This is a genomic window from Rhodoferax sp. (assembly GCF_030653815.1).
Lineage (GTDB): Bacteria > Pseudomonadota > Gammaproteobacteria > Burkholderiales > Burkholderiaceae_C > Rhodoferax.
Genome location: NZ_JAURYQ010000003.1, coordinates 24233 through 44979, shown reverse-complemented (window position 1 = coordinate 44979; position 20747 = coordinate 24233). Strand labels below are relative to the sequence as shown.

The following is a 20747-nucleotide window of genomic DNA, read 5'->3' as shown; positions in this document are numbered from 1 at the left end:
TCTACTAAGTCACGCAAACATCGTGCCCATAATGCGTTCATTCGAGGTCAAATCTGGCATCATGACAGACATGCTTGCCGATTTGCCACCGCTGATTCACGCTTTGCTTGATCCTGCACGTTATCCGGATGGCGTGACGCGCGTTGAATGGATGCAAACCCACATCTCCTGGGTGCTGCTGGCCGGGGACTTCGCCTACAAGATCAAGAAACCGGTCACGCTGTCATTTCTGGACTTCAGCACGCTGGCGCTCCGGAAGAAATATTGCCAGGAGGAATTGCGCCTGAACCGCCGTTTTGCGCCTGAGCTTTATCTGGACGTGGTCGGTATTTACAACACCTCGCAAGATCCGCAATGGCATGGTTCTGGTGCGCCGATCGAATATGCCGTCAAGATGCACCGTTTTGAGGAGTCATGCAGGCTGGACCATGTGTGTGCGCGCGGCGAATTACAGGCCCGACACGTGTCCGCGCTGGCCGATACCGTGGTGGCGTTTCATCAAGCGGCAGCGGTGGCGCTGGCGGGCTCGCGCTTCGGCTCGGGCCGGCACATCCTGCAACCCGCGCTCGACAACTTCACTGACTTGTTGCGTGCGCTGCCTGATCCAGGCTTTCAGGCCCGGTTGTCGGCCTTGCGCAAATGGACCCAAACCCGGTTTGAACAATTGGCGCCGCTGATGCAGGCGCGCCAGCAGGCGGGCCGGGTGCGGGAGTGCCATGGCGACCTGCACCTGGCCAACATGGTGCTGATGGACGGGCGGGTGCAGCTGTTCGACTGCATCGAGTTCAACGAGGACCTGCGCTGGATGGACGTGGCCAGCGAAATCGCCTTCATTTACATCGACCTGCTGGCGCACGACAAGCCGGGCCTGGCCAACTGGCTGCTCGACGAGGTGCTGAGCCGCAGCGGCGACTACGAAGCGGCACGCGTGCTGCGCTTTTACGCGGTGTACCGCGCCATGGTGCGGGCCAAGGTGGCGGCATTGCGTCAGGTGCAAACGGGTGATGATGCGGGCGAAGTTGAAGCCTATGTGGCGCTGGCCGAGCGCTTGCTGCGGCCCGTGCCGTTGCGTCTGGTGATCACCCACGGCTTGTCGGGTTGCGGCAAAACCGTGGCGTCGAACGCGCTGTTACAAGCCGACCCGCAGGCCGCCACCTTGCGCCTGCGCTCGGACGTGCAGCGCAAGCGCCTGTACGGGCTGGCACCCACTGCGGCCAGCGGCTCGGGCGTGGGCGCTGGCATTTACGCTCTTGATGCGCATCGGCGCACCTATGCGCACTTGCTTGAGCAGGCTGAGATCTTGTTGCAGGCCGGCTGGTCGGTGGTGGTGGATGCCGCCTTCTTGAAGCGTGCCGATCGCGATGCGTTTCGCGCGCTGGCACAGCAGATGGGCGCCAGTTTCAGCATCCTGGCGCCGCAGGCCAGCCTTGGTCAGTTGCGCCAGCGCATCGTGGCGCGCACCGCTGCCGGGCATGACGCGTCAGAAGCCACGCTGACCGTGCTCGATGAGCAGCTGCAAACCATCGAGCCTCTGGGCCCGGATGAAATCGGCGTTACCAATCCTCCTTGACCGCCAGCACCGCGTCCTGCCCGGCGGCGGCCTGCGCGGCCAGCCAGGCAGTCAATGTGCCGGCCGTCACCACCGCCAGGCACAGGCCCAGCAACTTGAGCCAGGGCAGCATCAGGTCCATGGTCCAGTGAAAACTTTGCGGGTTCACCACATGCACCAGCACGCCTGAGACCACCAGGCCCAGCGCCAACCCGGCCAGGGCACCCAGCAGCGTCCAGGCGGCACCCTCAAAGGCGACCACGGTCAGGATTTGCCGCCGCGTCAGCCCCAGGTGCGCCAGCAGGCCAAACTCCTTGCGCCGGGCCAGCACCTGGGCGCTGAAGCTGGCCGCCACACCAAACAGGCCAATCGCAATCGCCACCGCCTGCAGCCAGTAAGTCACGGCAAAGCTGCGGTCAAAAATACGCAGCGAGGTGGCGCGGATCTGCCCCGGCGTGCCGAACTCCATCAGCTCTCCCGCGCCCGAGCCAATGCCATCCGCCAGCGCGCGCAAGGCCGCCTGCACCTGGGGAGCGTCCGCGGGCTGGGTCAGCCACAGTGCCAGGTCGTTGGCGCGCTGGTCGCCGGTGAGGCGCTCAAAAGCGGCCTTGTCGATGGCAATGGCGCCGGTTTGGCGGGCGTAGTCGCGCCAGACACCGGCCACAAAATAAGTTGCGTCAGGCGCTTGTCCGGCGTGGGTCAAGGGTTTGAACGCCTTGCCCATGGGCGCAAACGCCTGGCCTGAAACAGCGCCATGCAGGTCCACCACCGCTTCGCTCACATAAATGCCGATCTGTCCGGCCGGCACCGGCAGGGGTGCATTCACCATGGGCAGGTTTTTGGCGGGGTCCGACATGTCGCGGGCGAGCAAAGCCACCGGCGGCAGGCTGGCTTGCAGCAGCAGCGGCAGCACGCGCTGGGCCTGCAATTGTTTGACACCTTTCAAAGTCGCTGCGGCCTGGACATATTCCGGGCTGAAATACACCGTATCGCTGGCATTTAGGTTGCCGGCGCTGCGCACGTACAAATCGGCGGGCAGCACCTGCTCCAGCCACTGCGTGACCGACTCCCGAAAACTCGCCACCATCACCGTCAGTGCCACCGCCAGACTCAGCGAAGCCACCACGCCGCTCACGGCCACCGCCGCCGTCTCGCGCTGGTGCCGGGCGCGCGCCACGGCCAATAAAGGCAGGGTTTGGCGCGCCACCAGAGGCGCCAAGCGGTCCAGCAGCAGGCCAATCAGCCACGGCAGGGCGGTGATGCCACCCACCAGCAGCAAGGCCACCGACACATAGGCTGCCACCGGAATGCCCCACAGCGGGGGTGCCTGGGTCAGCGCGGCGCCCAGCAGAATCAGCATCAGGCTGAGCCAATGGCTGTGCGGATTGACCCGCCCGCCGCCCAACCCCTTGAGGGTTTGTGCTGGCGGCAGCGCCTGTGCCGCCCGGGCCGGCCACCAGCCGCCCACCAGCGCGGCGGCCACGCCCATGGCACCGTAGAGCAGCGCGGCCCAGGCACTGAACTGCAACCGGGGTGCGCTGCCGGCAAAAAAACCACCGCCCAGGTCGCCACCCAGCCATTTCAAGGCCAGTGCTGCCAGCGCCGTGCCCAGCGCAATGCCGACGGCGCTGCCCAGCAAGCCCAGAAAAAGCGACTCCCACAACACCAGGCTCAGCCGTTTGTGCCCACTCAGGCCCAGCACCCCGAGCAGCGCAAACTGCTGCGCCCGTTTGGCCACGCTCAGGGACAGCACCGAGAACACCAGAAAGGCCCCGGTGAACAGGGCGATGAAAGCCAGCACCGTGAGGTTGACGCGGTAGGCGCGCGAGAGCTTGTTGATTTGCGACTGTGCGTCACCCGGTACCGTCAGGCTCAGGTTGGCGGGCCAGTCGGGTGCGCTGGCCAGACTGCGAACAAAGTCGTCGCGGTTGACGCCGGCCCTCAAGCGCAAGTCGATGCGGCTGAGCTGCCCCTGCTTGCCAAACAGCTCCTGCGCGGCGCCAAGGTCCATCACCGCCAGTGCCCGTCCCGAGGCGCGCACGCTACCGGCCACGCTGACCGTGACCGGCTCCAGGCCGCTCTGCAGTTGCAGCCTTGCGCCCGCCAGGGCAAGTGCGGCCGGGTTCAAAAACACCTGCCCCGGGGCAAACAGCACATATCGGTCGGGCGCGGTCTGGTCGCCGCGGCGGGCGGGCAGCGGCATCAGGTCGGGCGCCACAAAGGCCACCACCAGCGCATCCACACCGACCACTTGCAAGCTGCGCTTGCCTTCTGGCAACAGGGCGTAGGTGCCCACTTCAAGCACGGGTGAGGCCAGCGCCACTTCAGGCAGCCGCGCCACGCGGGCAAACAAGGCCTCGTCAAACTGGCCCTGCACGCCGCGCAATTCCAGGTCGGGCTGGCCACTCACCGAGCGTGCCGCCTGCGAAAACTCATCGAGTGCGCTGGCGTTGATCAAATGCACCGAAAACGCCAGCGCCACGCCCAGCATCACCGCCATCACGGCGGCCGCGTTGCGCCACGGGTGGTGCCGGAGTTCTTGCCAGGAGAAGGTTTTGAGCAGGTCAAGCATGGGGTGGGTAAGCCATCAAACCTGACGTGCAGGGGATGCCATATTGTGAGCGGTTTTCAATGGCTCAGCTACGAAGCGGGCACTGCCAAACTGCGCACTTGCAGTGATGTTGACGCCACCTCAAGCTTGCCCCGCATGCAGGGAGGGTGTATTGTTCGGGTCCACCATTGTCTGTTCCACTGTCACTGCATCTCATGCGCGATTCTATAAATGCTTCCGAAACGGACAAGAAAATTCAGCCGCCTTCAGTGAAAGCCCACGCCGACGACCTTCCCCTGCTGAGCGAGGTGAACGCCGCCTTCGTCCAGCGTTTTACCTCCATGAACGTCGCCGGGCGTGACGCGCTGCACCGGCCTGCGCTGGCGCGCGGGCTCGGCATCCGCGTATCTCCCGACCGACGCACGTTGACGGTGTTCCTGAGCGAGACGCATTCGAGCCGGGTATTGGCATGCCTGCGCGAGAACGGTGCCATCGCTCTGGCGGTCACGCGACCCAAGACCCACCAGACGCTGCAGTTCAAAGGGCAGGTGCGGGAGGTCGGGCCGCTGTCGGACGAAGACCGGCGGGAGATGGTGGCGTACCAGGAATCTTTCGTCGCCGAGCTGGAGCAACTGGCTTATTCGGCCGAATTCACCCGCCAGCTTCTCGCCGGTTCTGAAAGCGCCGTCGCGGTCGTGTTTGAGCCGGAGGCCATGTTCGATCAGACCCCGGGCCCGAATGCGGGCGAGAAACTGGGGTCGAAGTCATGAACATCACGCTCGAATCCTTGCGCCACTGCTTCGAGGGTGCCCAGCCGGCACAGATCGCTACTTGCGCATCCGACGGGACGCCCAATGTGGCCTATCTTTCGCAGGTGCATTACGTGGACAGCGACCACGTGGCCTTGTCCTTCCAGTTCTTCAGCAAGACGCGCGAGAACGTGCTGGCCAATCCCTTTGCCCAGGCCCAGGTCATCGACCCGGCCACCGGCATCCAGTACCAGCTGGCGCTGCAATACATGCGCACCGAGACCGAGGGCCCGCTGTTTGAGTACATGAAGGCGCGGCTCGCTGGCGTGGCTTCGCTGACGGGCATGAGCAAAGTATTCAGGTTGCGCGGTTCCGATGTCTACCGCGTGCTCGACGTCGCGTGCACCGATCCCGTTGCCCCGGAATGCGGCTCCATGCCGACGAACCGCATGCCGGCCTTGCGTGCCTGCTCGGAGCGCATGGCGCAATGCGCTGATTTGTCGTCGCTGCTGGACGAGCTGCTGGCAGGCCTTGCACGGCATTTCGGCATCGAACACGCCATGGTGCTGGTGCTCGATGCTGCCAATGATCGCCTCTATACCGTGGCGAGCCGGGGCTACGCGAAATCCGGCGCCGGTTCGGAAGTGGCGCTGGGTGCAGGCGTGATCGGGGTGGCCGCACAGCAGCAGACGCCGATTCGCATCGCCTTCCTGACCGGCGACTACGCCTATAGCCTGGCCCTGCGCGACAGCTTGGGTGAGGGTGGAGAAAAGGAAATTCCTTTTCCGGGTTTGGCCGAGCCGCACAGCCAGGTGGCGCTGCCCATCATGGCCAGCGGCCGCTTGCTCGGTGTGCTGTACGCGGAAAGCGAGCAGAAGCTGCGTTTCACCTACGAAGACGAGGATGCGTTGATGGCGATCACAGGCCAGCTGGGTTTCGCCATGCAGCTTTTCGAGCAGAACAGCGAAAGCGGCGACGACCAGCCTGACGCGCCTGAGGCCATTGTGTCGAGCGGCGCGGAAGTGATGGTCAAGATCTACCCCGCCGACAACAGCGTGTTTGTCGACGGCGAGTATCTGATCAAGGGCGTGGCCGGGGCCATCTTGTGGAAACTCCTGTTCGGCCATGCCCGGGGGCGCAGCGAATTTTCCAACCGCGAACTGCGGCTCGATGCTTCGCTGCGCTTGCCAGACATCAGCGACAACCTGGAAGCGCGGCTGATTCTTTTGCAACGCCGTCTGGCTGAGCGTTGCCCCTATCTGCGCATCGAAAAAACCGGGCGCGGCCGCTTCAGGCTGGCGGTGGACCGGCCGGTAAAGCTGGACTGCTAGCCTGCATTCACGGCCAGCGCAGGTTCGGCTTTGTTAGTGGATTGCACCAACAGGCTTTCAGCGGCGGCCATGATGGCATCCGCCTGCGGCGCGAACGCGAGTTCCAGTGGATAGCTCGAGGGTGCCGGCACATCCGGGCTGGTGAGGCGCAGCACCGGTGCCTTGAGCGCATCGAATGCCTTCTCTGCAACAATCGCGGCGACTTCAGCGCCCACACCACACATGCGGTTGGCTTCGTGCACCACCAGCACGCGGCCGGTCTTGCGCACTGAAGCGAGAATCGCATCTTCGTCCAGCGGCTTGAGCGAGCGCAGGTCGATGACTTCGGCGAACACACCCTTTTCGGCGAGCAGCGACGTTGCCTTCTCGCAGGCGCGCACGGTCTTGCCGTAGGAGATGAGCGTGATGTCACTGCCGGTGCGGCGCACGGCGGCGCGGCCCAATGGCACGAGGTGCTCGCCGTCAGGCACGTCACCGGTCTCGTAAGTCATGGCCATTTCCACAAAGAACAGCACCGGGTTGTCGTCGCGGATGGCAGTTTTCATCAGGCCTTTGAAGTCGGCGGCGGTGGAGGGCATCACCACCTTGAGGCCGGGACTGTGCACGAACCAGGCTTCCAGGTTGTGGTTGTGCTGCGCACCCACGGCCCAGCCGGTGCCGGTCATGGCCATGGCCACCAGCGGAAATTTGAACTGACCGCCCGATAGGTAGCGCAGCTTGCCGGCGCTGTTGACGAGTTCGTCCATGGCTAGCGTGAGAAAGGGCGCGAACAGCAGGTCGATCACCGGGCGCATGCCCATGGCGGAAGCACCCACGGCCGCGCCGGCGATGATGCCTTCGGCGAGCGGTGTGTTGCGAATGCGCTTGTTGCCGAATTCCTGCAGAAGGTCGCCGCGCTTGGTGGCGACACCTTCGCCGAACATCATCACGCTAGGATCGCGGCGCATTTCCTCGGCGATGGCCTGGCCGATGGCGTCGTGGATGGTGAGGGTTTGCATGGTGTTGTTCTCCTTAGGCGTAGACATCGGTGGTCAGTTCAGAGAAGCTGGGATAGGGCGCGGCCACGGCCGTGTCCCAGGCGGCCTCGATGCGCTCAAGCACGCGTTGGTTGACGGCCTGGAACTCCGCCGCATTCAATTGCAATTTTTGCTGCAGGCGATCGATCGGGTCCTTCGCGCGCCAGGCGGCGAGTTCGCTCTTGTCCACATAAGCCTGGTCGTCCGGCTCGAAATGGCCGCGCGTGCGGTAGGTGCAGGTTTCGAGGAAATACGGCTGTCCGGTGGCCTTGACGTGGGCGATGCCGACTTGCGCGGCGCGGTACACCGCTTCCACGTCGTTGCCGTCCACGGTGGCTACGGGCATGCCGTGCGACGCGGCCCAGGTGCTGACGTGGTCCATGGGCATGGTCTCGCGTCGATGCACGAAGGCCTGCCACTGGTTGTTTTCGCACACGTACAGAATCGGCAGCTTCCACACGGAGGCAAGGTTGAGCGACTCGTGGAACGAACCCTCGCAGGCGGCGCCGTCGCCAAAAAAGCAGGCCACCACGTTGTTGCGTTCCTGCATGGAGGCGGCCAGGCCCACGCCGGCGGCGAGCGAGAGTTCCGCGCCGACGATGGTGGACGTGAGCACCACGCCAAGTTCCTTCGCCGAAACGTGCAACGAACCACTCTTGCCCTTGCAGTAGCCAGTGGCCTTGCCGAGCACTTCGGCATAGATGCGCGCCGGGTCGGCGCCGCGCGCGAGCAGGTGGCCGGCGCTGCGGTGGTTGGTGAGGATGAAGTCGTCAGCGCCCAATGCCGCGACCACGCCGACGGCGGCGGCTTCCTGGCCAACCGAGGTGCAGGTGCCGGCGGCTTGACCGGCAGCCTGCATGGCAGCGGCCTTTTCCTCGTAGGTGCGGATCGTCAGCATGGTTTCCAGCATGGCGCGCAAGGCGTCGTTGTCGATGACTTCGTTCATGGTGGATTCCTTGCTCATCGGGCGGCTGTCTGCTTGGGCAGATTTTTGGGCGTCAAATCCAAATAGGGGGTGGCGACCTGCCCGCCCGGCGGCACATAGGCCGGCGACGGACCACCCTTGACCGGCAAACTTTTCACGTAGTGGTAGATGGCCTTGAGGTCGGCGTCGGTCATCGCGCGCAGGTTGAAGCCCGGCATGGGCGGACGGAACGCGCCGCGAGCACGGTCGAGCCATTGCGGCTCCGTCAGTTGACTGAGCGAAAGACGCAGGTTGGCCGGATAGGTCGTGCCCCATGGTCCTTGCCATCCGATGCCCTCGCCGGTCAGCCATTCGGACTCTGGCACGTTGCCGTCCTTTTGCATGTAACCGGGCGTATGGCAGTCGTTGCAGCCGCTCGTGGCGATGATGTAGCGGCCGCGTTCGACCATGTTGGTGTTGAGTGTGTCGCTGGCCGAAACCGGTGCAGCGAGCAAGGCGGCAAAGCCGAAGCCCAGTAACGAATGCGCAAATTTCATGGATCTCTCCTTGGTTGATTAACGAAGGAGAATGGTAGGCCGGCCAAAAAAAACTGTTTGCTAAATGATGCTTAAGTGAACCCTAAAAGTTTCTTAAAGCCTGGATTTGTATTCCCGGGTGATTTCGGCCACTTGCACCACATAGGATTCGTACCAGCGTTCGCGGCCAAGTTGCTGGGCCAGCACATGCTCAGCGTGTGACTTCCAGGCCCGGATGTGTTCCTCGGAAGGCCAATAAGACAGGGCAATTTCGTCCTGGCCTTCGGTCACTGCGGTAAATTCAAGGCAGCCGAACTGACCCAGTGCCAGCTCGCGCATGCGCGCTGCGACCTGGGTGTATTCGCTGTCAGTGCTGCGAACCTTGGCGCGAAAAATGACGACGAACATGTCTGTTTCCTCGGAATTTTTAGGGTGATCTGCGCTGACATTATCTGAGCAGCCGGGCGTCCAGCCAGCCGCGCAAGCTGTTGATGAAGGCCAGCGCTTGCACGCGCGGCAGGTCGTCAACCCGTACCACGGCTTCATGCAGGCGGCCTTCCTTCAAATACAACTCGCGCCCGATGCCGTCGAGCAAGCCGCAGCGCAGTGGCGGTGTCACCCAGCGGCCATCAATCCGCAAGGCGATATTGCCGCGCGTGCATTCGGTCAGCTCGCCGGCGTCGTTGTAGAGCAGGGTGTCGAAGACGGCCGGGTCGGTCGGGGCAAAGGCCTCGTAATGGGCGCGGTGCGTGGTTTTGAAACGCGTGAACTCGCTGTGCGCGTGATCAAAAGGCCGGTCTGCCAATTGCAGCGTCACCGGCGCTGGAGAAGGTGGTAGCGCAAAGGTCTGAGCTCGTGGGTAGCCTTGGTCGTCGAGCAAAAGACGGACCCGCCAGGCTGATTCATCGGTTATCAGATTACGCAAGACCTGGCGGATGTCGGATTCGTCGAACGGATAGGCGAAGTGTGACGCCGCCCGCTTCAATCGCGCCAAGTGCGCCTCCAAGTGGTGAAAAACGCCAGCTTCCAGCCGCAGAGTTTCCAGCAACTGGAAGGGTTCGCTGGCGCGCTCCAGAAAGCCGCGTTTGACGCGCCATTCCTGCCACTCGGCCTCTGCCGTGGCGTCAAAGGTGATGCCGCTGCCAATGCCACACGTTGCCTTTGCGCCTTGCAAAGTGACGCTGCGGATCGCCACGTTGAAAGTGGCGTGGCCACCCGGGCGCACCACCCCGATGGCACCGCAGTAAATGCCGCGCGGGGCGGGTTCCAGGTCTTGAATCATGCGCATGGCCTGCACCTTGGGTGCGCCGGTGACCGAACCGCACGGAAACAGCGCGCTGAACACATCGCATAAGCTGGTGCCGGGTCGGGTGACGGCGGTCACGTCGGACACCATTTGCAGCACCGTGGGCAGCGTTTGCACAGTAAAAAGACGCGGCACCTTGACACTGTGCGGCTGCGCCACGCGCGACACGTCATTGCGCAGCAAATCGACAATCATGACGTTCTCGGCGCGCTCCTTGGGCGAGGCTACCAGCGCGGCGGCCAGCGTTTTGTCATGTTCCACGCTGTCGCCACGCGGCGCCGTGCCCTTCATCGGGCGAGTCAGCAGCTGACCGTCCTGCCAGTCAAAAAACAGCTCGGGCGAGACCGACAGCACTTGCTCGAAACCGCTGTCGATGTAGGCCGCGTAGCCTTGCGGTTGGGCCCGGTGCAGGCGCTTGAAAAGCGTTTGCGCAGCGCCAGAAAACTCACCATATAGCGGCGCGGTGTAGTTGACCTGGTACAGGTCACCGGCCGCGATGGCCTGGTGGATGTTGTTCATGGCTGCATCAAAGTTTGCCCGGTCCAGGCTGCCTTGCCATAACACGCGGGTGGCGTCATTTTTATCGGCGTCATTGGCCGCCTCGTCGGGCCACGGCAGGGTTTGGGCATAGACGCCGAACCAGGCCAGCGGGCCGTCTGATGCATGCACTTTGAGCGCGGCATCAAACGCCGGCGCAGCCTCGTAACGCACATAACCCACGCACCACAAGCCTTGTTGGGACAGCGCGTCGACGGCGTCCAGCAGCGGCTTGACCTGGTGGGGCGTGTGCGCTACCAGGGTCTGCACAGGCGCGTCGAAAGCACAGCGCAAGGCGGCCTGTTGACCGTGCGGGTCGCAAAAATCAATCAGGACTTGCATTTGAAACCAGCCCCTCGGGGGTGAGTTTGAGCACCCGGTCGGCGCGCTCTGCCGCCGCCAGCGAATGCGTCACCAGCACCATGGCAGCACCGTGCTGTCGCGTTTGCCCGACCAGCGCATTCATCACCAGCGCGGCGGTGCTGGGGTCGAGGTTGCCGGTGGGTTCGTCCGCCAGCAGCAGTATGGGGCGGTGCACCAGGGCCCGGGCGATCGCCACGCGCTGCAACTGGCCGCCGCTGAGTTGCTGTGGCAAGCGTTCGCCCAAGCCGCCCAGGCCCACGGCATCCAGCATGGCCTGGACCCGCGCGTCGTCATGCTGGCCCAGCAGCATTAACGGCAAGGCCACGTTTTGCGCCACGCTCAGGTGCGGCAACACGTGAAAGGCCTGAAAGACAAAACCGTTTTTCTCCCGGCGCAGGCGCGCCAGTTGCTCGTCGCTGAGCGCGCCCAGGTCCTGCCCGTCGAGCAGCACGCTGCCACTGTCCCACGCGTCCAGCCCCGCCATGCAGTTGAGCAAGGTGGACTTGCCCACGCCCGACTCGCCGACGATGGCGACAAATTCACCGGGGGCCACACGCAGAGAAACCTGGCTGAAGACTGGCGTCTGGTCGTAGCGCTTGCTCAATTTGTTGATGGTCAAGGTCATGGTGGGCCTTCAATAAAACATTTCGTCCGCGCCAACACCTGCTCCAGGGCATCGGGCGCATCGCAGGCCACCACCTGGCGCTGATGGGTGGAGCGCAGCCAGGTGATCTGGCGCTTGGCGAGCTGGCGTGTGGCGGCAATGCCCTTGTCACGCAGTTCGCTCATGGGCCATAAACCATCCAATGCTTCCCAAGCCTGGCGGTAGCCGACGCAGCGCATCGAGGGCAGGTCAGGGTGCAAGTCGCCGCGTGCACGCAAGGCCCGGACCTCGTCCAGAAAACCGCTCGCCAGCATGGCATCGAAGCGCTGTGCAATGCGCTGGTGCAGCCAGGCGCGGTCTTGTGGTTCCAGGGAAATCAGCAGGTGGTCTGGATCGTGCACCGGGGCCTCGTCTTGGGCAGCCAGTCTGGTTTGAAATGAGGACAGCGGTCGCCCGCTGATGCGGTACACCTCCAGTGCCCGGGAAATGCGCTGGGAGTCTGCCGGGGCCAGCCGTGCGGCCGTGACCGGGTCAAGCTGCGCCAGCTCGGCGTGCAGGGCAGGCCAGCCCACACCAAGTGCCCGCGCTTCGATGTCGGCACGAATGGCCGGGTCGGCACGGGGCATGTCGTCCAGACCCTCGCGCAGCGCCTTGAAGTACAGCATGGTGCCGCCCACCAGCAGCGGCAGTCGGCCGCGCGTCGTGATGTCGGCCATCAACTGCCGGGCGTCAGTCACAAACTCGGCGGCGCTGTAGGCCTGCCGTGGGTCGCGGATGTTGATCAGGTGGTGCGGCACGGCGGCCAGTTCGGCCGCGCTGGGTTTGGCCGTGCCAATGTCCATGCCCCGGTACACCAGCGCCGAATCGACACTGATGATCTCCACCGGCCAGGCTTGTGCAATGGCCAGCGCAGCCGCTGTTTTGCCAGACGCGGTGGGGCCGGCCAATGCCAGGTGGCGGGGCAGGGCGGACCGTGAAGCAGTGGAAGTCATGGATTCAGGCTGCATGGGGTTCCCCGTATTTTTGCACCAGGGTCCAGGCCGACAGCGCAATCAGGGCGCTCCAGAACCACACGCCCAGCGTGAGCGGCAGCACGGTGCCGTCCATGTGGTTCCCGAGCCAACTGCCCATGGCAAAGGCGGCGAGCATCATCAAAAATCCGTTCAAGGCCGACGCCGCACCGGCCGCGTGCGGGAACGGCCCCACCGCGCCGCTTTGGCCACAGGGTTGGTGAATGCCATGCCCCACGATAAACAGCAACTGCGGCAGCATGATGGCCCACACGTTTTGCATGCCAGCCAGGCTGAGCCCAGCCATCAGCGTGCCGCCAGCCAGCGACAGTACACCGGCCCATTTGAGTGAGCGGCGCACGCCAAAGCGGGGCAGCCAATGGCGGCACAAAAAAGTGCCGCCAATATAGGCCAGCGAGTTCAGTGCCATGAGCGCGCCGTAATGCGTCTTGCTCAAACCCAGCACGTTCATGAAAACGAACGACGAGGTCGCCAAAAACGTGAATAGACCGCCGTAGGATGACGCAGACAGTGCCGAGAATGCCAGAAAGGTCGGATGGCGCAGGATGCTTTTCCAGGTGCTCATCAAGGTGGCGGTTTGCAGCGCCGCTGGGTTTTTGCGCTGCAAGGTTTCTTCAAAACGCCAAGCGATCAGCCCCAGAGCGACCGCACCAAAGACCGCCAGCGACAGCAGGGCAAACCGCCAGTTGAACGCCTCGGTCATCAGTCCGCCCAAGGGGGCACTCAAAAAAGCAATCACGCCCAGGCCGCTCAAACCCTTGCTCATCACGCCCGCGCCTTGTGCCGGGGCGTACAGGTCGCGCACGATGGCGCGTGCGCACATGACCCCCGCGCCCATGGCCGCACCTTGCACCGTGCGCCACACAATCAAGGCAGTCATGCTGGGCGCCAGCGCGCTGCCCACGGCCGCCAGCACGTAAGCGCTCAGGCCAATGAGCAAAATGGGTCGTCTGCCAAAGCGGTCGGACAGTGGCCCCCACACCAGTTGCGAGACCCCAAACGCCAGCAGCAGTGCCGTCAGCGTCAATTGCGCCTGCTGCATGGGCGCGCCAAAGCCGGCGGTGAGCACCGGCAGTGCAGGCAAATACAGGTCGGTGGTGATGGGCTGCAGTCCGAGCAGCAGCGACAACAGCAGGACGATCACAGCGGGTGGCATGGCTGTGGCAGTGGCGTGGTTTGGCATGCCTTCAAGCGTAGCAGATGGCACGGCTGTTTTCCCATCCGTCAGGCACCAGCACCTCATGCCGTCTGGCTTTGTATGCTGGCGCACAGACACAAACCCAGGGGGCAACGACAGTCTGCCTTGTGTCACTTGAATCCCACGGTGGCAGGACATAGCAGCCGTAACTTGGCAGCTGACCCTAACTTTCTGGAGAAACGACCAATGAAATCCTATTTGAAAAACGCCCTGGCACTGACGGCTGTGGCGCTCGCCAGCCAGGCCATGGCACAGGTTACCTTTTATGAGCGGGACGGCTTTCAAGGCCGGTCCTTCACCACCGAGAGCCAGATCGGGAATTTCGAGCGTTACGGCTTCAACGACCGTGCTTCATCTGTGGTGGTGACCAAAGACAACTGGGAGGTTTGTGAAAATAACCAGTTCGGTGGTCGTTGTGCCGTCCTGCAACCGGGCCAGTATCCTTCCCTGGCCGCGATGGGCTTGAACGACCGCGTGTCGTCGGTGCGGGCGGTGCGCAACAATGCGCCCCCTGCGGTCACACCGCAAATCACCTTCTACGAAAACGAAAGCTTTAGCGGCCGCTCTTTCCTGACCAACACGCAGGTCAGGAACCTCAATCGCAACCAGTTCAATGACCGTGCGTCCTCGGTGGTTGTGGTGGGTGGTCCCTGGGAGCTGTGTGAAGACAACCAGTTCAGGGGACGTTGTGTCGTCCTGCGTCAGGGACAGTACCCCTCCATGACCGCCATGCGCCTGAACGACCGTGTTTCGTCGGTGCGGCTGGCCAGCCGGGAAGCACGTGCGGATGAAGACCGTTATGCGCCCGCTGCGGCCAGCGGACAGGTCACTTTTTATGAAAACGATGGTTTTACCGGCCGTTCGTTCACCACGCTTCAGCCAGTTGACAACTTTGTGCAAAAAAACTTCAATGACCGCGCTTCTTCGGTGGTGGTCACCGGCGGACCTTGGGAGTTGTGTGACGATGTTCGCTACGGCGGCCGATGCGTTGTGTTGCGCCCGGGACAATATCCTTCGATGTCGGCCATGGGCTTGAATGACCGTGTCTCGTCGGTTCGCGCCGTCAGCCAGGACGCACGCAATGATGACAATCGCTACCAGCCTGTTGCCGGACCTGACTACCGTCAGCGCAGCAATGAGCGGCTCTATGAGGCCAATGTAACCTCGGTGCGTGCCGTGGTCGGAACCCCTGAGCAGCGCTGCTGGGTCGAGCCCGGGCAAGTCGCCCAGACGCAAGGCAGCGCCAATATTCCTGGTGCGATTGCAGGTGCCCTCATTGGTGGCATTCTGGGTCACCAGGTGGGTGGCGGTAGCGGCAAGGACATCGCCACTGCCGGTGGCCTGATCGCCGGGGCCGCCCTTGGCGCCAACATGGGTCGGACCGAAACCGCGACCCAGGATGTGCAGCGTTGCGAAAGCATCCCGAACCGGGCCCAGGCCCAGTATTGGGATGTCAGTTACACCTTTCGGGGTCAGGAACACCGCACCCAGATGAGCGCTCCGCCCGGAGCCACCGTGACCGTCAACGAGCGGGGTGAGCCCCGTAACTAGGGCCTGTACCATCGACCATGCAAAAGCGGCCCTTCGGGGTCGCTTTTGCATGGTGCGCAGCGGCGCTAACGATTTGCAGCAGATAAGCCAGGCGCCGAGCGCTTAAACTCAGCGCACAAGAGACACTGTTTATTACTAAGGGATCGCCGTTGAGTCCGCATTGGAAAATTCGTCTGCCGCATCTGGTGGCATGGAGTTTGGCTGTGGTCGTTGTGTTGGCGTTGTTGCTGCTGACGCGCCAGGTCACGCAAGCCCATTTGCAGGAGTCTGAGCGCAGCGCCCGGCGTGAACTGGCCAACCTGTCACAGCTGAGCCAGCAGCATGCCAACCGCACGCTGCACGCGGCTGACCAGACGCTGCAAATTATTCGCGCGCTTTACCTGCGCGATGGCATGGCGCTTGATCTGGCCGCCTTGGTGCGTGAAGGTGCCGTGGATGTGGATTTGTTGCACCAGGTGGGCATCATCGATGCCCAAGGTATTTTTCGCTTGAGCAACTTGCCCCAAACCCCGGCTGTCAATTTGGCCGACCGGGAGTACTTCAAGGTGCATGTGGCACGCGCAGGCAATGAACTTTTTGTTTCGCAACCGATGCTGGGGCGGGTCTCCAATAAATGGACGATTCAGCTCACCCGGCGCATCAGTCAACCTGATGGCGGCTTTGCCGGGGTGGCGGTGGTGTCGCTGGACGCCGGTTACTTTGCCAGTTTTTACGCCAGTCTGGATTTGGGGCAGCAAGGCAATGCGATGCTGCTCGGGCGTGATGGCAGGGTCCTGGCGCAGCGCGACAAGCTGCCAACAGGGGGGGTGATCGAAATGGCTTTTCCGCAAGCGCCAGCGGAAGGTTTTTTTGATGGGGACACCGTGACCGTGCCGCGCTTGTACCACTTCAGGCAGGTGTCCGATTTTCCACTCTATGTGTCGGTGGCCTTGGGCAAACAAGAGTACCTTCAGGCGGGGCAGCAGACGAATCGACTGAACTGGCTGCTGGCAAGCCTGGGCAGCTTGTTGTTGCTGGGTTTCGCTGCATTTTTTTCCTGGGATCGTTACCTCGTCCAGCAGCAACATCAACAATTGGCGCAGAGTCACAAGCAGATGACCCTGGCGCTTGACAGTGGCGGACTGGCGCTGTGGACCTGGGATTTGGTTACCGGCAAGATGGCGATGGATGATCGCTTGTGGGCCATGCTGGGCGTTGTGCCCGGCGAGCGGACACTTGACAACAATCTGTTTGCCGAACTCCTGCACCCGGACGACAGGCCGATGTTGGCCGAGCGCTTGCCGCCAGTGCTTAGAGGAGAAGTACCGCGTTTGCTGCTGGAGCACCGGTTGCGCCACCAGGATGGGCATTGGGTGCATTTGATGGCGCGCGGGCAGGTGGTTGCGCGTGATGCGGCAGGACGGGCCTTGCGGATGATGGGTACCGAAGTCGATCGCAGCGAACAAAAACGGCTGGAGCTGGCCGTGCAGCAAAGCCAGGCTTTGTTACGAGACCTCACCGACCAGGTGCCTGCCGAGTTGTTTCAGTTCACGGTGGACACCGACGGGCGTATGCACTTTTCGTATTTGTCCAAGCATTTTCTGGATTTTTATGGGCTGACGCTGGAGCAGGTGCAGCGCGATGCGTCGCTGGTTTTTGCCTGGCAACATCCAGACGATGTCGCCAGGGTCAAGCAGTCGATCCAGCAGGCCGCGACCCACTTGACACACTGGCAAACGGAATACCGATTGAAGCTGCCTGACGGCACCGTGCGTTGGCGCGGTGGCCGCGCCGTGCCGCAAAAGCGTGAGGATGGCAGTGTGGTCTTTCATGGGGCAATTTTTGACATCACCGAGCGCATCCAGGCCGAAGAAGCGCAGCGGGTGGCGGCCGTGGCGTTTGAGTCCAGCGCCTCCATGGTGGTCAGTTCGGCAGATTTACGTATTTTGCGGGTGAATCACGCTTTTGTGGCCTTGACCGGGTACGGTTTTGACGAGGCGGTCGGGCAATCCAGCAACATACTCAGGTCTGGCCGCCATGACCCGGTGTTTTACCAGGCCATGTGGCACAGTCTGACGCAGACCGGCCATTGGGAGGGGGAGGTCTGGAACCGGCGTAAGAATGGCGATATGTACCCGGACTGGTTGTCGATCACCGCGGTGAAAAATCCGCAGGGCCAGGTCACGCACTATGTGTCGATGCATACCGACGTCACCTTGCGCAAGCGGTTCGACGAAGATATTCGCAAACTGGCGTTTTTTGATCCGTTGACGCAACTGCCCAATCGCCGCCTGCTGCTGGATCGCTTGCAGCAATTGAGCGCGATGCGGGCGCGCAACAACCAGGTGGCGGCGGTGCTGTTTCTGGATCTGGACCGGTTCAAACTGCTCAATGACAGCTACGGCCACGACCAGGGCGATGAGTTGTTGATTCAGGTGGCGCAGCGCCTGCAGGCCTGCGTGCGTGAGATCGATACGGTCGCGCGCCTGGGGGGCGACGAGTTTGTGGTGGCCTTGGCGCAGTTGAGCGACGATGCCGATCTGGCGCATGCCGGGGCGCAAGCGGTGGCCAACAAGATTTTGCAGGCCATGGCACAGCCATTTGTCTTGCCTGATGTCACCTGGAGCCTGTCAGCCAGCATTGGCGTGGCGCTGCTGGTCAATGACAAGGCGTTGCCCGAAGACCTATTGAAGCAGGCCGATATGGCCATGTACCAGGCCAAAGCCGCAGGCCGCAATAGAGTCCACTTTTTCAGTCAACGATCACGCCCAGACGCCGGGTAGGTCGTCCCGGCAAGTGGGGTCACTGCCGTTGTGCCGTGTCAGGGCAGTATTTCACTTGCACAGTGTGAGCGAAATCGGATAATTCAGGGGAGCCGTCTATCTCGGTTGCATTCTTCACCAGGCCCAGCAAAATTTGGTTATGCATATGCAACCATATACACCCGTATAGCCATTGTGCGTATAGTCCTTGAGACTTCTGTTTTGGTGGTTGCCGCGCGTTCGCGCAACGGAGCCAGTTACCAGCTCGTGTCCATGCGGCCAACGCCACGCTTTGACTTTGCGCTGACCATTGCCCTCTACACCGAGTGGCAGGCTGCCTTGACCAGGCCGGAGCACATGCCGCCCGGAGTGTCTGTGGATGCTGCGCTGGCCTACCTACGCTACCTGGCATCTCTGGCGCACTTGCAAGACGTGCATTTTTTGTGGCGTCCGTTTTTGCATGACCCCGACGATGACATGGTGCTGGAATGTGCCGTGGCCTCGGGCAGTCAGTACATCGTGACCCACAATGTCAAAGACTTTCGACGGGTGCCCGAACTGAAGGTGCAGGCCATCAAACCTGCTGATTTCTTGAATCTGTTGAGGAACTGACCATGACCGCAATAACCATTCGTTTGCCGAACTCTGTTCACCAGAAGATCAAAGAGCTGGCCGCCCGGGATGACGTTTCCGTGAACCAGTTCATTGCCAGTGCTGCGTCCGAAAAGATGGCATCGGTTATGACGCTGGACTTCCTCAAGGCGGAAGCCGCCAAAGGCAAACGCAGTGACTTCGATCACTATCTGAGCATGGTGCCGGATGTAACGGCGCAGGTGGGAGACGAGCGGGTGTAAAGCTGGTTCGATAACCCCTGATGGCCACTTCAAATTCCCCCAGGCAGGACGGCTAAATTATCGACTTTGTGGCCTGCCTGGTTCTGTCAGAAGCACCGCCAAATAACTTCGCCAGTAAACAGGATTAGCGCTGTTTCCCAATGGAGAAGTCATTTTTCAAGTCACCAGCATCCACGCTGAGCATCCGTTCAACATAGCGCGCGATCAGGTCGATTTCCAGGTTCACGCTTGAACCGACCTTGAGCGAACCCAGCGCGGTGTTTTGCACGGTGTGCGGGATCAGGTTGATGGACATTTCGCAGCCCTCAGCGCGGTCTTGAATCTGGTTGACGGTCAGGCTGACACCGTTGACGGTGATCGAGCCCTTGTAGGCCAGGTACTTGGCCAGGGCGGGCGGCGCCATCACGCGCAATTGCCAGCTTTCGCCGATTTCAGCAAAGTAGGTGACGTGACCCATGCCGTCGACATGGCCCGAGACGATGTGGCCACCCAAGCGGTCATGGGCGCGCAGCGCCTTTTCCAGGTTCACGGGTCCCGGCTGGTCAAGCCCGGCGGTTTTGTCGAGCGACTCGGCTGAGATGTCGATGGTGAACTGCTGTTGGGTTGCATCAAGCGTGGTGACGGTCATGCAGGCGCCATTGAGCGCGATGCTGTCGCCCAGGCCCACGTCGTCGAGGTAGCCGGTGGGGCAGGTCAGGGTGAGGCGCTTGCCATGGATGGCGGTGTCGCCCAAGGGGGTCACGGCGCTGATGTGGCCGATGCCGGTGATGATGCCTGTGAACATGTTTTTCCAGTTAAAAAATGTCGCGACCACTGATGCGGGCGATGATACGCAGGTCGGGTCCCAGCATGGCTGTGGACCTGAATTCCAGTGACACGGCCTGCGCCAGATCCTGCAGCGGGCCAAAGTGTGCCATGCCGCGGCCCAGGCCGATCAGCTTGGGGGCCAGATAAACCACAAATTCATCGACCAGGCCCTCGCGAATCAGCGAGCCATTGAGCTTCTCGCCGGCTTCCACATGCAACTCGTTGATTTCGCGGCGAGCCAGGTCGCGCAGCATGGCGGCCAGATCGACCTTGCCCCCGGGTCCGGGCAGCAGCACGACGGTGGCACCGCGTGCGGCCAGTTCCGCTTGTTTGGCCGCATCGGGAACAGCGGCGTAAATGATCAGCGTGCGACCCGGAATGAACAGCGCGGCGTCCAGCGGCGTCTCCAGGCGGCTGTCAATGACTACCAGGCTCGGCTGGCGCGGTGTGTCCACCAGCCGCACGTCGAGTTTGGGGTTGTCCGCCAGTACCGTGCCAATGCCGGTGAGCACGGCACAGGCGCGGGCACGCCAGGCGTGGCCGTCGGTGCGCGCTTCGGGCGAGGTGATCCATTGGCTGAGGCCGTTGTCGAGCGCGGTTTTTCCGTCGAGCGAGGCCGCCAGCTTCATGCGCACCCAGGGCGTTTGGCGCAGCATGCGGCTGAAAAAACCGATGTTGAGTTCGCGCGATTCAGCACCACCGGGACCGATGTCGACGTCAACGCCGGCGGCACGCAACCTGGCGAAGCCATGGCCGATGACCAGGGGGTTGGGGTCGCCAATGGCGGCCACCACTTTTTTGATGCCCGCAGCCACCAGGGCATCGCAGCACGGCCCGGTGCGCCCCTGATGTGAACAGGGCTCCAGCGTCACATAAGCCGTGGCTCCGATCACGCTGTGGCCATGGGCAGCGGCGTTGCGCAGCGCCATCACTTCGGCATGGGCCTCACCAGCGCGCTGGGTGGCGCCCTGGCCCAGCAGCTCGCCGTCGGGCGTGGTGATGACGCAGCCCACGCGGGGGTTGGGGGACGTGAGCAGCAGGCCTTGCGCAGCCAGTGCCAGCGCCTGCTGCATGAAGGTGTTGGATTGCGGCAGGATCATGTGGTGCGGGCTGCCTGCT

General features: G+C 62.6%; 18 protein-coding genes. 7 read left to right on the top strand and 11 right to left on the bottom strand.

Going from position 1 to position 20747, the window contains the following annotated elements; genetic code table 11:
• Positions 1-61: 61 nt before the first annotated feature.
• Positions 62-1570 (top strand): bifunctional aminoglycoside phosphotransferase/ATP-binding protein, encoded by a 1509-nt coding sequence (locus Q7U49_RS00410; RefSeq protein WP_304761667.1) that lies wholly within the window; start codon positions 62-64, stop codon positions 1568-1570.
• Here Q7U49_RS00410 and Q7U49_RS00405 read toward each other — a convergent pair.
• The gene (locus Q7U49_RS00405; RefSeq protein ID WP_304761665.1) at positions 1554-4121 is read right to left on the bottom strand and encodes an ABC transporter permease; all 2568 of its coding nucleotides are present in this window, start codon (positions 4119-4121) and stop codon (positions 1554-1556) included. The genes Q7U49_RS00410 and Q7U49_RS00405 overlap by 17 nt on opposite strands.
• A gap of 194 nt (positions 4122-4315) precedes the next feature.
• Between Q7U49_RS00405 and Q7U49_RS00400 the strand changes: the two genes are divergently transcribed.
• Together Q7U49_RS00400 and Q7U49_RS00395 are read left to right on the top strand one after the other, a co-directional pair.
• Positions 4316-4870 (top strand): hypothetical protein, encoded by a 555-nt coding sequence (locus Q7U49_RS00400; protein WP_304761663.1) that lies wholly within the window; start codon positions 4316-4318, stop codon positions 4868-4870.
• Positions 4867-6180, top strand: a complete 1314-nt coding sequence (locus Q7U49_RS00395; RefSeq protein WP_304761661.1) for a GAF domain-containing protein — start codon at positions 4867-4869, stop codon at positions 6178-6180. The genes Q7U49_RS00400 and Q7U49_RS00395 overlap by 4 nt, the downstream gene beginning before the upstream one ends.
• Here the strand turns inward: Q7U49_RS00395 and Q7U49_RS00390 are convergent.
• The 8 genes from Q7U49_RS00390 to Q7U49_RS00355 form a co-directional block, all read right to left on the bottom strand.
• Positions 6177-7178: an alpha-ketoacid dehydrogenase subunit beta gene (locus Q7U49_RS00390; protein WP_304761660.1), complete on the bottom strand. Its 1002-nt coding sequence runs from the start codon at positions 7176-7178 to the stop codon at positions 6177-6179. The genes Q7U49_RS00395 and Q7U49_RS00390 overlap by 4 nt on opposite strands.
• A 13-nt stretch (positions 7179-7191) precedes the next feature.
• Positions 7192-8142 carry a thiamine pyrophosphate-dependent dehydrogenase E1 component subunit alpha gene (locus Q7U49_RS00385; protein ID WP_304761658.1) on the bottom strand — a complete coding sequence of 317 codons (951 nt, stop codon included), beginning with the start codon at positions 8140-8142 and terminating at the stop codon, positions 7192-7194.
• 14 nt (positions 8143-8156) lie between these two features.
• Positions 8157-8657, bottom strand: a complete 501-nt coding sequence (locus tag Q7U49_RS00380) for a c-type cytochrome (RefSeq protein WP_304761656.1) — start codon at positions 8655-8657, stop codon at positions 8157-8159.
• 93 nt (positions 8658-8750) lie between these two features.
• Complete coding sequence (locus Q7U49_RS00375; RefSeq protein WP_304761654.1) at positions 8751-9044, bottom strand: antibiotic biosynthesis monooxygenase; 294 nt, start codon at positions 9042-9044, stop codon at positions 8751-8753.
• 40 nt (positions 9045-9084) lie between these two features.
• Positions 9085-10821, bottom strand: a complete 1737-nt coding sequence (gene pabB / locus Q7U49_RS00370; RefSeq protein WP_304761653.1) for an aminodeoxychorismate synthase component I — start codon at positions 10819-10821, stop codon at positions 9085-9087.
• Positions 10805-11467, bottom strand: a complete 663-nt coding sequence (locus Q7U49_RS00365; protein WP_304761651.1) for an ABC transporter ATP-binding protein — start codon at positions 11465-11467, stop codon at positions 10805-10807. Before Q7U49_RS00365 ends, pabB begins: the two co-directional genes overlap by 17 nt.
• The gene (gene miaA / locus Q7U49_RS00360; protein ID WP_304761649.1) at positions 11464-12438 is read right to left on the bottom strand and encodes a tRNA (adenosine(37)-N6)-dimethylallyltransferase MiaA; all 975 of its coding nucleotides are present in this window, start codon (positions 12436-12438) and stop codon (positions 11464-11466) included. The genes Q7U49_RS00365 and miaA overlap by 4 nt, the downstream gene beginning before the upstream one ends.
• A 4-nt stretch (positions 12439-12442) precedes the next feature.
• Entirely contained in the window at positions 12443-13660 is a 1218-nt protein-coding gene (locus Q7U49_RS00355; protein WP_304761648.1) for a multidrug effflux MFS transporter, read from the bottom strand.
• A 201-nt stretch (positions 13661-13861) separates the two neighbouring features.
• Between Q7U49_RS00355 and Q7U49_RS00350 the strand changes: the two genes are divergently transcribed.
• From Q7U49_RS00350 to Q7U49_RS00335, 4 genes are all read left to right on the top strand, one after another.
• Positions 13862-15226, top strand: a complete 1365-nt coding sequence (locus Q7U49_RS00350) for a beta/gamma crystallin-related protein (protein WP_304761646.1) — start codon at positions 13862-13864, stop codon at positions 15224-15226.
• A gap of 149 nt (positions 15227-15375) precedes the next feature.
• On the top strand, positions 15376-17988 hold the full coding sequence (locus Q7U49_RS00345; protein ID WP_304761644.1) for a diguanylate cyclase domain-containing protein: 2613 nt from the start codon (positions 15376-15378) through the stop codon (positions 17986-17988).
• A 30-nt stretch (positions 17989-18018) separates the two neighbouring features.
• Positions 18019-18579 (top strand): putative toxin-antitoxin system toxin component, PIN family, encoded by a 561-nt coding sequence (locus Q7U49_RS00340; RefSeq protein ID WP_370653943.1) that lies wholly within the window; start codon positions 18019-18021, stop codon positions 18577-18579.
• Positions 18580-18581: 2 nt separating this feature from the next.
• On the top strand, positions 18582-18821 hold the full coding sequence (locus Q7U49_RS00335) for a YlcI/YnfO family protein (RefSeq protein ID WP_304761640.1): 240 nt from the start codon (positions 18582-18584) through the stop codon (positions 18819-18821).
• 124 nt (positions 18822-18945) lie between these two features.
• On the opposite strand, the gene Q7U49_RS00330 is transcribed toward Q7U49_RS00335, so the two are convergent.
• Together Q7U49_RS00330 and ribD are read right to left on the bottom strand one after the other, a co-directional pair.
• Positions 18946-19605 (bottom strand): riboflavin synthase, encoded by a 660-nt coding sequence (locus tag Q7U49_RS00330; RefSeq protein WP_304761638.1) that lies wholly within the window; start codon positions 19603-19605, stop codon positions 18946-18948.
• A 10-nt stretch (positions 19606-19615) separates the two neighbouring features.
• Entirely contained in the window at positions 19616-20728 is a 1113-nt protein-coding gene (gene ribD, locus Q7U49_RS00325; protein ID WP_304761637.1) for a bifunctional diaminohydroxyphosphoribosylaminopyrimidine deaminase/5-amino-6-(5-phosphoribosylamino)uracil reductase RibD, read from the bottom strand.
• Between the last annotated feature and the right edge of the window lie 19 nt (positions 20729-20747).

What these genes read in the sequence shown, in the direction of transcription:
- Q7U49_RS00410 (WP_304761667.1), top strand. Translation starts at nt 62, where the DNA reads ATGACAGACATGCTTGCCGATTTGCCACCGCTGATTCACGCTTTGCTT.
- Q7U49_RS00405 (WP_304761665.1), bottom strand. Translation starts at nt 4,121, where the DNA reads ATGCTTGACCTGCTCAAAACCTTCTCCTGGCAAGAACTCCGGCACCAC.
- Q7U49_RS00400 (WP_304761663.1), top strand. Translation starts at nt 4,316, where the DNA reads ATGCGCGATTCTATAAATGCTTCCGAAACGGACAAGAAAATTCAGCCG.
- Q7U49_RS00395 (WP_304761661.1), top strand. Translation starts at nt 4,867, where the DNA reads ATGAACATCACGCTCGAATCCTTGCGCCACTGCTTCGAGGGTGCCCAG.
- Q7U49_RS00390 (WP_304761660.1), bottom strand. Translation starts at nt 7,178, where the DNA reads ATGCAAACCCTCACCATCCACGACGCCATCGGCCAGGCCATCGCCGAG.
- Q7U49_RS00385 (WP_304761658.1), bottom strand. Translation starts at nt 8,142, where the DNA reads ATGAACGAAGTCATCGACAACGACGCCTTGCGCGCCATGCTGGAAACC.
- Q7U49_RS00380 (WP_304761656.1), bottom strand. Translation starts at nt 8,657, where the DNA reads ATGAAATTTGCGCATTCGTTACTGGGCTTCGGCTTTGCCGCCTTGCTC.
- Q7U49_RS00375 (WP_304761654.1), bottom strand. Translation starts at nt 9,044, where the DNA reads ATGTTCGTCGTCATTTTTCGCGCCAAGGTTCGCAGCACTGACAGCGAA.
- pabB (WP_304761653.1), bottom strand. Translation starts at nt 10,821, where the DNA reads ATGCAAGTCCTGATTGATTTTTGCGACCCGCACGGTCAACAGGCCGCC.
- Q7U49_RS00365 (WP_304761651.1), bottom strand. Translation starts at nt 11,467, where the DNA reads ATGACCTTGACCATCAACAAATTGAGCAAGCGCTACGACCAGACGCCA.
- miaA (WP_304761649.1), bottom strand. Translation starts at nt 12,438, where the DNA reads ATGACTTCCACTGCTTCACGGTCCGCCCTGCCCCGCCACCTGGCATTG.
- Q7U49_RS00355 (WP_304761648.1), bottom strand. Translation starts at nt 13,660, where the DNA reads ATGCCAAACCACGCCACTGCCACAGCCATGCCACCCGCTGTGATCGTC.
- Q7U49_RS00350 (WP_304761646.1), top strand. Translation starts at nt 13,862, where the DNA reads ATGAAATCCTATTTGAAAAACGCCCTGGCACTGACGGCTGTGGCGCTC.
- Q7U49_RS00335 (WP_304761640.1), top strand. Translation starts at nt 18,582, where the DNA reads ATGACCGCAATAACCATTCGTTTGCCGAACTCTGTTCACCAGAAGATC.
- Q7U49_RS00330 (WP_304761638.1), bottom strand. Translation starts at nt 19,605, where the DNA reads ATGTTCACAGGCATCATCACCGGCATCGGCCACATCAGCGCCGTGACC.
- ribD (WP_304761637.1), bottom strand. Translation starts at nt 20,728, where the DNA reads ATGATCCTGCCGCAATCCAACACCTTCATGCAGCAGGCGCTGGCACTG.